Annotated in this window: 13 protein-coding genes and 1 tRNA gene; 2 read left to right on the top strand and 12 right to left on the bottom strand. The window is 69.0% G+C overall.

Features of this window, described 5'->3' with window-relative positions; translation table 11 throughout:
- Nucleotides 1–373: 373 nt before the first annotated feature.
- The 9 genes from rplL to ACFYW7_RS30880 form a co-directional block, all read right to left on the bottom strand.
- Complete coding sequence (gene rplL, locus ACFYW7_RS30920) at nucleotides 374–754, bottom strand: 50S ribosomal protein L7/L12 (RefSeq protein WP_389508378.1); 381 nt, start codon at nucleotides 752–754, stop codon at nucleotides 374–376.
- Between the two features lie 111 nt (nucleotides 755–865).
- A complete protein-coding gene (rplJ, locus tag ACFYW7_RS30915; protein WP_153289132.1) occupies nucleotides 866–1,396 on the bottom strand; it encodes a 50S ribosomal protein L10 in 531 nt (176 codons plus the stop codon).
- 283 nt (nucleotides 1,397–1,679) lie between these two features.
- Complete coding sequence (locus tag ACFYW7_RS30910) at nucleotides 1,680–2,528, bottom strand: DUF1396 domain-containing protein (protein ID WP_389508590.1); 849 nt, start codon at nucleotides 2,526–2,528, stop codon at nucleotides 1,680–1,682.
- 214 nt (nucleotides 2,529–2,742) lie between these two features.
- Nucleotides 2,743–3,657 carry a hypothetical protein gene (locus ACFYW7_RS30905; RefSeq protein WP_389508375.1) on the bottom strand — a complete coding sequence of 305 codons (915 nt, stop codon included), beginning with the start codon at nucleotides 3,655–3,657 and terminating at the stop codon, nucleotides 2,743–2,745.
- Nucleotides 3,658–3,848: 191 nt separating this feature from the next.
- Complete coding sequence (gene rplA, locus ACFYW7_RS30900) at nucleotides 3,849–4,574, bottom strand: 50S ribosomal protein L1 (protein WP_389508373.1); 726 nt, start codon at nucleotides 4,572–4,574, stop codon at nucleotides 3,849–3,851.
- Between the two features lie 94 nt (nucleotides 4,575–4,668).
- Nucleotides 4,669–5,103 carry a 50S ribosomal protein L11 gene (gene rplK / locus ACFYW7_RS30895; RefSeq protein WP_006383482.1) on the bottom strand — a complete coding sequence of 145 codons (435 nt, stop codon included), beginning with the start codon at nucleotides 5,101–5,103 and terminating at the stop codon, nucleotides 4,669–4,671.
- Between the two features lie 193 nt (nucleotides 5,104–5,296).
- Complete coding sequence (gene nusG / locus ACFYW7_RS30890; RefSeq protein WP_389508371.1) at nucleotides 5,297–6,172, bottom strand: transcription termination/antitermination protein NusG; 876 nt, start codon at nucleotides 6,170–6,172, stop codon at nucleotides 5,297–5,299.
- 78 nt (nucleotides 6,173–6,250) lie between these two features.
- Nucleotides 6,251–6,532 (bottom strand): preprotein translocase subunit SecE, encoded by a 282-nt coding sequence (gene secE / locus ACFYW7_RS30885; protein ID WP_103549158.1) that lies wholly within the window; start codon nucleotides 6,530–6,532, stop codon nucleotides 6,251–6,253.
- Between the two features lie 110 nt (nucleotides 6,533–6,642).
- Nucleotides 6,643–6,715 (bottom strand) — tRNA-Trp (locus ACFYW7_RS30880).
- A 248-nt stretch (nucleotides 6,716–6,963) separates the two neighbouring features.
- Between ACFYW7_RS30880 and ACFYW7_RS30875 the strand changes: the two genes are divergently transcribed.
- Nucleotides 6,964–8,190, top strand: coding sequence for a pyridoxal phosphate-dependent aminotransferase (locus tag ACFYW7_RS30875; protein WP_389508369.1), 1,227 nt, complete (start codon nucleotides 6,964–6,966; stop codon nucleotides 8,188–8,190).
- Nucleotides 8,191–8,324: 134 nt separating this feature from the next.
- On the top strand, nucleotides 8,325–9,344 hold the full coding sequence (locus tag ACFYW7_RS30870; RefSeq protein ID WP_389508367.1) for an adenosine deaminase: 1,020 nt from the start codon (nucleotides 8,325–8,327) through the stop codon (nucleotides 9,342–9,344).
- A 96-nt stretch (nucleotides 9,345–9,440) separates the two neighbouring features.
- Here ACFYW7_RS30870 and ACFYW7_RS30865 read toward each other — a convergent pair whose 3' ends face one another.
- The 3 genes from ACFYW7_RS30865 to ACFYW7_RS30855 form a co-directional block, all read right to left on the bottom strand.
- Nucleotides 9,441–10,496: a UDP-N-acetylmuramate dehydrogenase gene (locus tag ACFYW7_RS30865; protein ID WP_389508365.1), complete on the bottom strand. Its 1,056-nt coding sequence runs from the start codon at nucleotides 10,494–10,496 to the stop codon at nucleotides 9,441–9,443.
- A gap of 152 nt (nucleotides 10,497–10,648) precedes the next feature.
- Nucleotides 10,649–12,253 (bottom strand): DHA2 family efflux MFS transporter permease subunit, encoded by a 1,605-nt coding sequence (locus ACFYW7_RS30860; RefSeq protein ID WP_389508363.1) that lies wholly within the window; start codon nucleotides 12,251–12,253, stop codon nucleotides 10,649–10,651.
- 98 nt (nucleotides 12,254–12,351) lie between these two features.
- Nucleotides 12,352–12,921, bottom strand: a complete 570-nt coding sequence (locus ACFYW7_RS30855; RefSeq protein WP_389508361.1) for a TetR/AcrR family transcriptional regulator — start codon at nucleotides 12,919–12,921, stop codon at nucleotides 12,352–12,354.
- Nucleotides 12,922–13,103 lie beyond the last annotated feature (182 nt).

Raw genomic sequence — 13,103 nt, 5'->3', positions numbered from 1 at the left:
GCCCTCAATGCACATCGATACTGCCCTCTTCGTCAGCGATCCATGCCTCGGATACGGATCGTTGTGACGACGCGTCCTGAGAATTGCGCGCTGCGTGCGGTTCGTCAAGGCCCCCCATGCCCAAAGCGAGTGCCGCGATCGTCACGTGCGGCCCACCTTGCAACCCGTCTCTCTGCCTGTCACGGGTGGTCGGACGCACAACGAAGATCACCATACTCGTCGCGGCCCGCAGCGCAAGGCTGCCCTTCGGGGACCCCCTGGAACGCCGAAGAGCGACCACCCAGTTGGGTGATCGCTCTTCGGTGCGTCAGCGTTACAGCGCTACGGGAGCGGCTGTGACAGCTTCACAGGAGTCCTCGGGGGACTCGTCGAGTTACTTGACCTCGACGGAGGCGCCGGCGCCCTTGAGGGACTCGGCAGCCTTCTCGGCGGCCTCCTTGGCGACCTTCTCGAGGACGGGCTTCGGAGCGCCGTCGACGAGGTCCTTGGCCTCCTTCAGGCCCAGCGAGGTGAGCTCACGCACGACCTTGATGACCTGGATCTTCTTCTCGCCGGCACCCGTGAGGATGACGTCGAACTCGTCCTGCTCCTCGACGGCCTCGACGGCGGCGGGGCCGGCCGGACCGGCAACGGCGACCGCGGCGGCGGCGGTGACGTCGAACTTCTCCTCGAAGGCCTTCACGAACTCGGAGAGCTCGATGAGGGTGAGGTTCTCGAACTGCGCGAGCAGCTCTTCCTGGGACAGCTTCGCCATGATGGCGTCCTTCCACTCATTCGGCAGGTGCCGGTATGTACTGGTGAGGCGGGCGTACGTTCGGCCCGCTGCGACCGTCGCCGTCAGGCGGCGGTCAATGCGCGAGCCGAATTACTCGGCACCGCCCTGCTCGGCCTGCTTGACACGAAGCGCCTCCGCGGTGCGGACGAACTTCGAGGGCAGCGCCTGGAAGAGACGAGCAGTCTGCGTCTGCTTGCCCTTGAAGGCACCCGCCAGCTTGGCGAGCAGAACCTCGCGGGACTCGAGGTCCGCAAGCTTCTTGATCTCGTCGGCGGACAGCGCCTTGCCGTCAAGGACACCGCCCTTGATGACGAGGTTCGGGTTGTCCTTGGCGAAGTCACGAAGACCCTTCGCCGACACCACCGGGTCACCGGTGATGAAGGCGACCGCCGTCGGACCGTTGAACAGGTCGTCGAGCGTAGAGATCCCGGCCTCGTTGGCCGCGATCTTGGTCAGCGTGTTCTTCACCACGGCGTACTGGGCGTCTTCACCGAGCGAACGGCGCAGCGTCTTGAGCTGCGCCACGGTGAGACCCCGGTACTCGGTCAGCACGGCGGCGTTCGAGCTGCGGAACTGGTCCGCGAGCTCGGCTACCGCGGCAGCCTTGTCGGGCCTTGCCATAAGCGTGGCCTCCTTCCGGGTGATGAGGACCGCTCAGAAGGACTGACAAAACGAAACGCCCCGGCGCAGGCGCACGGGGCGTGGCTCAACCGGATTCCTCCACACGCTGGGCGTGTGAACTCCGGGAACACTTCCACGAACACCTACGCGGGTCGTCCGCAGTTTCAGCGGATCCTTCGGTCACCCCGTCCTCTTGCGAGTTCGAGGCAACGACCAGCGGTCTTTGGCTTCTCGAGGAGAGTACGTGAAGTGGACTCCGTCAAGCAAATCCGGCCGAACGGGCTCAGTCCTGCTGGGCGATGTCCTTCATCATCCCGGCGAAGTCGACGGTGTCCTCGGCGGGCGGGGCCTTCACCGTCACCGGCTTGTTGAAGTCGAGGAAGGTGACGGTCATGTCGAGCGGGCCCTTGTCGGCGGTCCCCCGCATCCGGAACTGCCGGGTGTGGTCGTCTCCGTCGACCCACATGTCCATCGTGAGCGCGTCGACGCCCATCTCCGTGTACTGGTCGAGGGCCTTCTCCCGCTGCTCGCGCGTGTCCTTGTCCTCGCCCTTGAGGGACTTGCGGAACGCGTCGACGGTGACCGTGCCCTTGTAGTGCGTGGTCCTCACGCCCTCGACGGTCTCGGTGCCGACCTTCTTCACGTCCTTCGCGCCCGTGAGGAAGGTGGACTCCGTGGCGGGGTTCTTGTCTGCCTGTCCGGCGCCCAACTGCCCCTGGTCCAGCTCCTTGTCCCCGGCCAGCGCGGACATGTCGAACTTGATCCAGCTCTTGCCGTCCATCTCCTTGGCCGCCTGGGCGCCCCCGCCGATGTACATCGCCCTGCCGACGACCCTTATCTCGACCGGACCGTCCACCGCCTGGTCCTCGACGGTCATCTTCATGCTCATGGCCGGCGGCTTCACGCTCATCGCCGCCTCACCGCTGACACGGCCCTCGCCCGGGCTCCTGCCCGACATCCGGTAGCGCAGGGAGGTGACGTCCTCGCTCTTCTCCGCCGCCTTCGCCACGGCCGCGGCGGGTGTGAGCGCCGGGGACTGCGCGGTGTCCTTCGTGCAGGCCACCGCGCCCCCGCCGAGGACCAGCGCCACGAGTGCCGCGCCGGTCGCCCGGTTCCGTACCGAGCCACGCACAGCAGAACTCACGTTTCCCCCCAGGGAACAGATGGTTGGTACACAGATTCGGGCGCGAGCGTATCCGAACGGGCTTGGTCGATCATCCCGATTTCCGGGACCGGCCATGCCTTCACGCGCCCGGCGGGAGGACGGGCCCGGGCTCCGGGAGCGGCCGACCGGGCTCCTGGGGGCCCGCCCCGGCACGCGGGCCCGGGACGGCCCCGGGCCGGGCTCAGGACAGGGCGCCGCCGGTGGCCCCCTGCGTCTTGAGCAGGTCCTTGAAGTCGGCGGTGTCGCCCACCGGGGGTTCCTGCGTGGAGACCTTGGTCCCGTAGTCGCTGTAGTACGCCGTCGACGTCATCGTCCCGCTCGTCAGCTCGCCCTTCTCGACCTTCTTGACGAGCAGGTCGTCGCCGTCGACCCAGATGTCGACCTGCTCCGTGCTGACCCCGGCCGCCGTGAGCTGCTTCCTGAGATCGGCGAGCTGGCTCGCGCTGAGGTCGGAGGACTTGGTCGCCAGGTCCGCGACGTCGACCGTGCCGGAGTAGTGCGTGGTCCGCCGACCGCGCACGGTCTCCGTGCCGACCTTCTCGACGTCCCCGGAGGCCAGCAGGAGCTTCACGGACTGGTTCGGTGTGGTGTTCTGCATCTGGTCCTTGAGGTACGCGCCCGAGCTGCCGCCCACCTCGGCGAGGTCGTCGTACCCGTACCGGATCCAGTGCTTGCCGCCCGCCTGCTGGGCGAACTTGTCGCCCATCCGCGCGTAGTAGGCGTCGGACAGATAGCGGGCCTGCATCGAGGTGCTGCCGGTCCGGCGCATCGTCTCGGCGAGCGTCCCGCCCGTGTACGTGATGGTCATGGTGCCGGTGAGCCCGTCCGCCCAGCCCAGGACGCCGTCGGCCTTCATGGACATCAGCGTGCCCATGGTGGTGGTGGACTCGACCTTGGCGGAGTCCGCGCCGTCGGTGGACCGCTCCGCGGAGCGCAGGGCCGCCACGGGGCTGACCCGCGTGCTGCCCCTGTGCCCAGCCTTGTCGTCGCCGCCCGAACCCCCTGAGGAATCCGAGGAGTTGCAGGCCGTCACCCCCGCCAGCGCCGCTGACAGCGCGATCGAGACGGTCACGCGGCGCGCCATCGTGCTCTTCATTCGTCCCACCCCCAGGTGAATTTCCTGCACCGCACGCTAGCGCGGCCCACTGACACACGTCTCCGGATTTCGTCCGGGGCGCCGGCCCCGGAAGAGCCTCCGGAAATGGGGACGGGCCCCGCACCTCGAAAGGTTGCGGGGCCCGTTCACAAATCGCGTGCGCGACGCGGTCACCGGGGTGAGCGGAAGGCTCAGACGGCGGCCGGGTCCTCCTCGACGAGGAGGTTGCGGGTGCGGTTGGGGTCGACGGGGACGCCGGGGCCGACCGTGGAGCTGATGGCGGCCTTCTTGATGTAGCGGCCCTTGGCGGCCGACGGCTTCAGACGAAGGATCTCGTCGAGGGCCGCACCGTAGTTCTCCACCAGCTGGGTGTCACCGAAGGACACCTTGCCGATGATGAAGTGCAGGTTCGAGTGCTTGTCGACGCGGAACTCGATCTTGCCACCCTTGATCTCGGTGACAGCCTTGGCGACGTCCGGGGTCACGGTGCCGGTCTTGGGGTTCGGCATGAGACCACGGGGACCGAGCACGCGGCCGAGGCGGCCGACCTTGCCCATGAGGTCCGGGGTGGCGACGACGGCGTCGAAGTCCAGACGGCCCTTCGCCACCTCGTCGATGAGCTCGTCGGAGCCGACGATGTCGGCGCCCGCGGCGATCGCGGCCTCGGCACGGTCACCGGTCGCGAAGACCAGGACCCGGGCGGTCTTACCGGTGCCGTGCGGGAGGTTCACGGTGCCACGGACCATCTGGTCGGCCTTGCGCGGGTCGACACCCAGGCGGAAGGCGACCTCGACGGTGCCGTCGTACTTGCTCGTGGAGGTCTCCTTGGCGAGACGGACGGCCTCGAGCGGGGCGTAGAGCTTTTCCCGGTCGACCTTGGCGTCCGCAGCGCGGAGAGACTTGCTGCGCTTGCTCACTACTGCTCCTGATGTGTTCTGAGGAGTCGTGGTACGGGCCGAGCAGGCCCTGCCACGTGCGGCCGGAGCCGCGTGGTTCCTACGAAGGTGGGTGTCAGCCCTCGACCGTGATGCCCATGGAACGGGCGGTGCCGGCGATGATCTTCGACGCGGCGTCCAGGTCGTTGGCGTTGAGGTCGGGCAGCTTGGTCGTGGCGATCTCACGGACCTGCGCCTGGGTGATCTTGGCGACCTTGGTCTTGTGCGGCTCGCCGGAGCCCTTCTCGACACCCGCGGCCTTGAGGATCATCTTCGCGGCCGGCGGAGTCTTGGTGATGAAGGTGAAGGAGCGGTCTTCGTAGACCGTGATCTCCACCGGGATCACCCAGCCACGCTGCGACTCGGTCGCGGCGTTGTAGGCCTTGCAGAACTCCATGATGTTGACGCCGTGCTGACCGAGCGCGGGGCCGACCGGCGGGGCGGGGTTCGCCGCACCGGCGTTGATCTGGAGCTTGATGAGCCCCGTGACCTTCTTCTTCTTGGGAGGCATTCCGGGTCCTCTTTCGTTTTCGCCTTCCTACGTCCGAGTCGCCCCGGACGGCTGCCTTCAGCCGAGGTGATGATCCGGATGAAGGCATACCGCACAACGATAACGGGTATCTGCGTGCGGCTAAAAACCGAGCAGGTCAGACAGGCTGCGATAGCCCGTCTGACCTGTTCGGAAGACGTACGTCCAGAAGGTGCTAGTTCTTCTGGATCTGGTCGAAGGAAAGCTCGACCGGGGTCTCGCGGCCGAAGATCTCGACGAGGCCCTTGACCTTCTTCGAGTCGGCGTTGATCTCGTTGATCGTGGCCTGCAGCGTGGCGAACGGGCCGTCGGTGACGGTGACCGAGTCGCCGACCTCGAAGTCCAGCACCTGGACCTCGACCTTGCGCTGCGGAGCGGGCTTGCCCTCGGCCTCGGCGGCCTCACGGGCGGCCTTCTCCTCGGCCTCCGGGGCGAGCATCTTGACGATCTCGTCCAGGGTCAGCGGGTACGGGTCGTAGGCGTTGCCCACGAAGCCGGTGACGCCGGGCGTGTTGCGAACGACGCCCCAGGACTCGTTCGTCAGGTCCATGCGGACCAGGACGTACCCCGGGAGCTTGTTCTGCTTGATCGTCTTGCGCTCGCCGTTCTTGATCTGCGCGACTTCTTCCTGCGGCACCTCGGCCTGGAAGATGAAGTCCTCGACGTTCAGCGAGACGGCACGCTGCTCGAGGTTGGTCTTCACGCGGTTCTCGTAACCGGCGTACGTGTGGATGACGTACCACTCGCCGGGGAGCCTGCGGAGTTCCTCGCGCAGGGCGGTCACGGGGTCGACGGGCTCAGCCTCTTCTTCGGCTTCCGCCTCGCCGGCGTCCTCGGTGTCGTCGTCGGCGAGCGCCTCGTCGGCGTCCTCGTCCTCGACGTCCTCACCGGACTCGTCCTCGACGTGCAGGGCCGCGTCCTCGGCGGGCTCGCCGGCGGCGGCATCGGCAGCCTCGAACTCGTCCGCGACGTCCGCTCCCTCGACGATCTCGAGTTCGTCGTCAACGGACTCGACCGACTCGGTGGCGTCGTTCAGGTTCGGGTCAGACACGGTGGCTGCTTCTTCCTGGATACATGGGGGTGGAACACGCGAAAAGGGGCGCCGGTGACGGCGCCCTTCGCTGTCGGCTCAGCCGAAGACGTACTTGGCGGCGTGGTTGAGCCCATAGTCAATCACGGTAACCAGGCCGATCATGATGACGACGAACACAATCACCACGGTGGTGTACGTCGTCAGCTGATTGCGAGTGGGCCAGACGACCTTGCGGAGTTCCGCGATGATCTGGCGGTAGAAGGTGGCGAGGCGCTTCAGCGGGCCCTTCTTGGCACGCTTACCGCCCTTGCGGGCCTTCTTTTTGGACTCCGGCGCCTCGGCATCAGGCATGTCGATGGAGCCCACGGCGTCCGTCACTCGTCCTCACCTGATTCCCGGGTCGTGACCGTGCCGCGCCCGGTATGAGCCGCACGGCGGTGCATTGCAGTACGTACACGCGCACACATCCTGGTGAAAGGAGTGTGTAGCAGGGCCGGAGGGACTTGAACCCCCAACCGCTGGTTTTGGAGACCAGTGCTCTACCAATTGAGCTACGACCCTTTGATTTCCCCCAACGTACCGCATCCGACCGGGTGCTCGGTGTGCACCGGTTGAGTGCGGCCGGTGAAGGCCAACGAGGTGAGAGTGTACGTGGTCCGGAGCCGGGCGTCGAACAGAAAGTGTCCGTACGTGCCGTCTCCGCAGAAGATCGACTGGTGGGGCCCGCGGATCCGGACGGATGTTCTGTCGCTGTTCAGTCTGTGAAACCCGCGTGCCGGGGGCGTTTCCGGTCTGAAACGATGGGACCCATGAGCCCTGCAACCCCTCCCACCGAGCGCCGGGTCTCCGCCCGAGTCGGCGCGATCTCCGAATCCGCCACCCTCGCCGTGGACGCCAAGGCCAAGGCACTCAAGGCCGCGGGACGTCCGGTGATCGGTTTCGGCGCCGGTGAGCCCGATTTCCCCACCCCGGACTACATCGTCCAGGCCGCCATCGAGGCCTGCTCGAACCCCAAGTACCACCGCTACACGCCGGCCGGCGGGCTCCCCGAGCTGAAGGCCGCGATCGCAGCGAAGACCCTGCGCGACTCCGGCTACGAGGTGGAGGCCGCCCAGGTCCTCGTCACCAACGGCGGCAAGCAGGCCATCTACGAGGCCTTCGCCGCGATCCTCGACCCGGGCGACGAGGTCATCGTCCCGGCGCCGTACTGGACGACCTACCCGGAGTCCATCCGTCTCGCCGGCGGGGTCCCCGTGGACGTCGTGGCGGACGAGACCACCGGTTACCGCGTCTCGGTCGAGCAGCTGGAGGCCGCCCGCACCGAGAACACCAAGGTGCTGCTCTTCGTCTCCCCGTCCAACCCGACGGGCGCGGTCTACACCCGCGAGCAGATCGAGGAGATCGGCCGCTGGGCCGCCGACAAGGGCCTGTGGGTCCTCACCGACGAGATCTACGAGCACCTGGTCTACGGCGACGCCGAGTTCCACTCCCTGCCCGTCGTGGTGCCCGAGCTGCGCGACAAGTGCATCGTCGTCAACGGTGTCGCCAAGACCTACGCGATGACCGGCTGGCGCGTGGGCTGGGTCATCGGCCCCAAGGACGTCATCAAGGCCGCGACCAACCTCCAGTCGCACGCCACCTCGAACGTCTCGAACGTGGCCCAGGTCGCCGCGCTCGCCGCCGTCTCGGGCGACCTCACGGCCGTCGCGAAGATGCGCGAGGCCTTCGACCGCCGCCGCAAGACCATCGTGCGCATGCTGAACGAGATCGACGGCGTGCTGTGCCCCGAGCCCGAGGGCGCCTTCTACGCGTACCCCTCGGTGAAGGAACTCCTCGGCAAGGAGATCCGCGGCAAGCGCCCCGCGGACACGGTCGAGCTCGCCGCCCTCATCCTGGAGGAGTCCGAGGTCGCGGTCGTCCCGGGCGAGGCCTTCGGCACGCCGGGCTACCTGCGCCTCTCGTACGCGCTCGGTGACGAGGACCTCGTCGAGGGCGTCAGCCGGATCCAGAAGCTGCTGGCCGAGGCGCGGGACTGACGCTCTCCGCACACAGGCGAAGCGAACGGGGCACCCGGGGCATCACCCCCGGGTGCCCCGTTCGTGTGTGCGAGCAAGACCACGATCGGGGAAACGGCTACCGGGATGACCGCGACGTACGGCAAAATCCTTGGATGGAGCGTGTACGTGATGTCTCTGAACTGCCGAAAGCCCATCTGCACCTGCACTTCACCGGTTCGATGCGGCACACCACCCTGCTGGAGCTGGCCGACAAGCACGGGATCCACCTGCCCGACGCGCTGACCGGTGGAGAGCCGCCGAAGCTGCGGGCCACGGACGAGCGCGGCTGGTTCCGCTTCCAGCGTCTGTACGACGCGGCGCGGTCGTGTCTGAGAGATCCCGAGGACATCCAGCGCCTGGTGCGCGAGGCCGCGGAGGAAGACCTCAAGGACGGCTCCGGCTGGCTGGAGATCCAGGTCGACCCGACCTCGTACGCCCCTCGCCTGGGCGGTCTGATCCCCGCGCTGGAGATCATCCTGGACGCGGTGGACACGGCCTCCAGGGAGACCGGACTGGGGATGCGCGTCCTGGTGGCGGCGAACCGGATGAAGCACCCGCTGGACGCCCGCACGCTGGCCCGGCTGGCCGTGCGGTACGCGGACCGGGGCATCGTCGGCTTCGGCCTCTCGAACGACGAGCGGCGGGGTATGGCGCGGGACTTCGACCGGGCCTTCGCCATCGCGCGCGAGGGCGGACTGCTGGCCGCGCCGCACGGCGGCGAGCTGACCGGGCCCGCCTCGGTCCGTGACTGCCTGGACGACCTGCACGCCTCCCGGATCGGCCACGGGGTGCGGGCCGCCGAGGAGCCGCGGCTGCTGAAGCGCCTGGCGGACCGCGGGGTGACCTGTGAGGTCTGCCCCGCCTCGAACGTCGCCCTGGGCGTCTACGAGAAGCACGCCGATGTCCCCCTGCGCACTTTGTTCGAAGCCGGTGTCCCGATGGCCCTCGGCGCCGACGACCCGCTGCTCTTCGGCTCCCGGCTCGCCGCCCAGTACGAGATCGCCCGCCGCCACCACGCCTTCACGGATCCGGAACTCGCCGAGTTGGCCCGGCAGTCCATCCGCGCCTCGGCCGCACCGGAGGACACCCGGGCGAAGCTGCTGGCCGGCGTCGACACCTGGCTGACCTCCTAGGAACCGCCCCGCCCCGGGAGCCGTCCCTGGCGCGCCCCATCGCCTACCGGGGCGAACCTGCGGAGACATCGCCTACCGGGCGAGCCTCCAGGCCCTTCAGAGGCTGGCGTTCACCGTCACCGGCTCGTTCACCAGGGTGATCCCGAAGGCGTCGTGGACACCGGCGACGACCTCCCTGGCCAGCACGAGGAGATCCTCGGTGGTGGCCCCGCCGCGGTTGGTCAGGGCCAGCGTGTGCTTGGTCGAGATGCGCGCGGGCCCGGTCCCGTAGCCCTTGGTGAAGCCCGACCTGTCGATCAGCCAGGCCGCGGAGGTCTTGGTGTGGCCCTCTCCGGCCGCGTACGCGGGAGGTACGGCGTCGGCGCCGAGCCGCTCCTTCACGCGCGCGTGGAACGCGGCGAACGCCTCGTCCGTGAGGATCGGATTGGTGAAGAACGATCCGGCGGACCAGGTGTCGTGGTCCTCGGGGTCGAGCACCATGCCCTTGCCCGCGCGCAGCTTCAGGACGGTCTCGCGGGCGGTGCCGAGGGCCACCCGGTCGCCGGGCTCCACGCCCAGGACACGGGCCGTCTCGGCGTACTTGACGGGCGCCGACAGCCCCCGCGCGTCCTCCAGCTCGAAGCGCACGCGCAGCACCACATGACGGTCGGGCTCCGCCTTGAAACGGCTGTGCCGGTACGAGAAGGCGCACTCGGCATTGGTCAGCGTGACCGTCTCACGCGTCTGCCGGTCGTAGGCGACCACCTCGGTGATCGTCGACGACACCTCCTGCCCGTACGCGCCCACGTTCTGGATCGGGGTCGCGCCCGCGGAGCCGGGGATACCGGCGAGGCACTCGATCCCGGCGAGCCCGGCCTCGACGGTGCGGGCGACCGCGTCGGTCCACACCTCGCCGGCGGCCAGTTCCAGCCTCGTGCCGTCGAGGGAGAAACCCTCGGTGGCGATCCGCAGGGCGGTCCCGGCGAAGCCCTCGTCCCCGATGACCAGGTTCGATCCGCCGCCGATGAGCAGCAGCGGCGTACCGGCGGCGTCGGCCTCGCGCACGGCGTCGATCACCTCGGCGTCGGTGGTCGCGGTGATGAGCCGGGTCGCGGGCCCGCCCAGCCGGAAGGTGGTCAGTGGGGCGAGGGGGGTGTCGTGGAGTTCCTGCACAGGCCCAAGACTACGAGACGGTCCCGACGGCTCCGGGCGCACGGGGTGACGCGGGCGCCGTGGGCGAGCGTCGTGGGGCGGGCGCACGCGTACGGCCCCGCCTTGGTCGACGGGGCCGTACGCGTGCGTGCCCGATGCTCCGTGCCCGATGCTCAGCGGCTCGCGGTCTCCAGCACCGGGGCGGACCCGGCGGGGTCGGACGGGGCCGCGTCCGACCCCGCCGTGTCCCGAGCGGTGCGGCGCCCGGCCGGGATCACCAGGGCGGCGATTCCGGCGACGGCCACGACCGCGGAGCCGGTGACCAAGGCGGGCCGCAGTCCGTCCACGAAGGCCTCGCCGGACTCGTATCCGCCCTGGGCGGCGAAGATCGACGACATGATCGCGATGCCGAGCGCGCCGCCCACCTCGCGCAGCGCGTTGTTGGCGCCGGAGGCGATGCCCTGCTCCTGCGGGCGGACGCTGGACATGACCAGGCTGGCGGCCGGGGCGAAGTACAGCGCCATGCCGACACCGCTGATGATCAGCGCCGGCAACTGGGCGCCGTAGGAGGCGTGGGCGGTGGCCACGACGGCCATGTAGCCGAGACCGGCGGCCTGGAGGAAGAGGCCCGCGGCGACGACCGGGCGGCCACCGATGCGGTCGGACAGGATGCCCGCGATCGGCGCGACCAGCATCGGCATGCCGGTCCAGGGGAGCATCCGCAGCCCCGCCTCGGTCGGCGTGTAGCCGAGCACGCCCTGCATGTACTGGCTGAGCAGGAAGATCGAACCGAACATCCCGAGGAACATCAGCAGACTGGCCGCGTTGATCCCGGCGAAGGCGCGGGAGCGGAAGAGCCGCATGGGGAGCATCGCGTTCTCGGACCGGACGCCGTGGACGACGAAACCGATGAGCAGAGCGGATCCCGCGATCAGGCCGGTCAGGACGAACGTGCTGGTCCAGCCGTCGGCGGGCCCGCGGACCAGGCCGTAGACGATCCCGAAGAGGCCACCACTGGCGAGCAGGGTGCCGGGGAAGTCGAGCCGCGCGCCGGCGCCGAACGACTCGGACAGCCGCAGCCGGGCGAGCGGGAGCACCGCGAGCCCCAGCGGAACGTTCAGCCAGAAGATCCAGTGCCAGGAGACGTGTTCGGTGAGGCTGCCGCCGATGAGGGGTCCCGAGGCGACCGCGAGTCCGTTGACCGCGCCCCATATCCCGTAGGCCATCCCGCGCTTCGCGGGCGCGACCGCGGCCGTCAGCAGGGTCAGGGTCAGCGGCATCATGATCGCCGCGCCGACGCCCTGGACCGCGCGGGCGGCGATCAGCGAGTCGATGCCGGGCGCCATGGCCGCGGCGGCCGAAGCGCCGGTGAAGATGCTCAGTCCGACGAGGAAGAGCCTGCGACGGCCGAACCGGTCGCCGAGCGCCGCGCCGAACATCAGCAGGACGGCGAAGGTGAGCGTGTACGCGCTCACGGTCCACTCCAGGTCGCCCAGCCCTCCCCCGAGGTCCTCGCGGATCGAGGGCAGGGCCGTGGTGACGACGAGATTGTCCAGGGCCGCCATGAAACCGGCGACGCCGGTGATGACGAGCGCCCACCCGGCCCCACCCCGACGCCCGGCCGAAGCGGTGACCGGATCGGCCGCCCCTTCGGCCGACGCCTCGGGCGACCCCTTGGCCTGCGCCGAGGCCGGGGCCGGGGCCGGTTCCGGTGCCGTGGCCGGTCCGGCGGGTGCCGCCGCCCCGTCCCTTGCTGTCTTTGGCTTCCGCTGAGACATCGCTCCCCCAGAGATGATGTGATCGCGTCGATGATTAGTTATTGATGACTAACTTTTGTCCCCAGAAAAAGGCCCGGAACTCCGCCCTCTCCCTGGCGCTACTTCTCCAGCCGGCCCGTGATCCGCGCCGAGGGATAGAGCCCTTCCCAGACCCGGTGCTCGGGCGGGAACCCCATCGCCACCAGGCAGTTGATGAGCATCCCGTACGCCATGAAGGTCGTGGTCCCGTCGACGTCCGCGCCGAGCGGCACGTGGACCGTGTCCCAGAGCCGCATCCAGCCGGCCCGGGCGGCCTCGCCGAGTTCGTGATCGCCGGCCTCCTCGGCGGCCGCCACGGCGACGTACAACTGCATCTGCATGAGCAGCCGCTCCGGGTGCTCCGCGATGACCTTGATGTAGGCGTTCGCCATGGCGTGCTGGGCTTCCTCGCCCTCCAGCCCCTCGGAGGCCTCCTCCATGGTGTGCCGCGCGAGCTCCATGCAGTGCTCGGCGGCCGCCAGGAAGATCGCCTTCTTGCCCGGGAAGAGCCGGAAGAGGTACGGCTGCGAGACGCCCACGCGCTTGGCGATCGTCTCGGTGGACGTGCCGTAGTAGCCGCCACGGGCGAACTCGCTCATCGCCGCGCGAACGACGCTCTCGCGCCTCTCCTCTGCGCTCATCCTGACCATGCGACTAAGTTAGTACTCAATCACTAACTAGGTCAAGCGGGCGGAGACTCCGGCCACAGAATCCTCTGGACCGGAGCCCGAGCGCCCAGGCCCGCGAGCCGCAGGCCGTCGCACCGTGACACCGCCGGACCGCCACGCGGTCGCTCCTCCCCCTCTGCGACTGAAGCGCGCCCCCGGAGAGC

The organism is Streptomyces sp. NPDC002580, assembly GCF_042889485.1.
Lineage (GTDB): Bacteria > Actinomycetota > Actinomycetes > Streptomycetales > Streptomycetaceae > Streptomyces.
The sequence above is the reverse complement of the archived record's forward strand: the minus strand, read 5'-3'. Positions and strand labels throughout refer to the sequence as shown.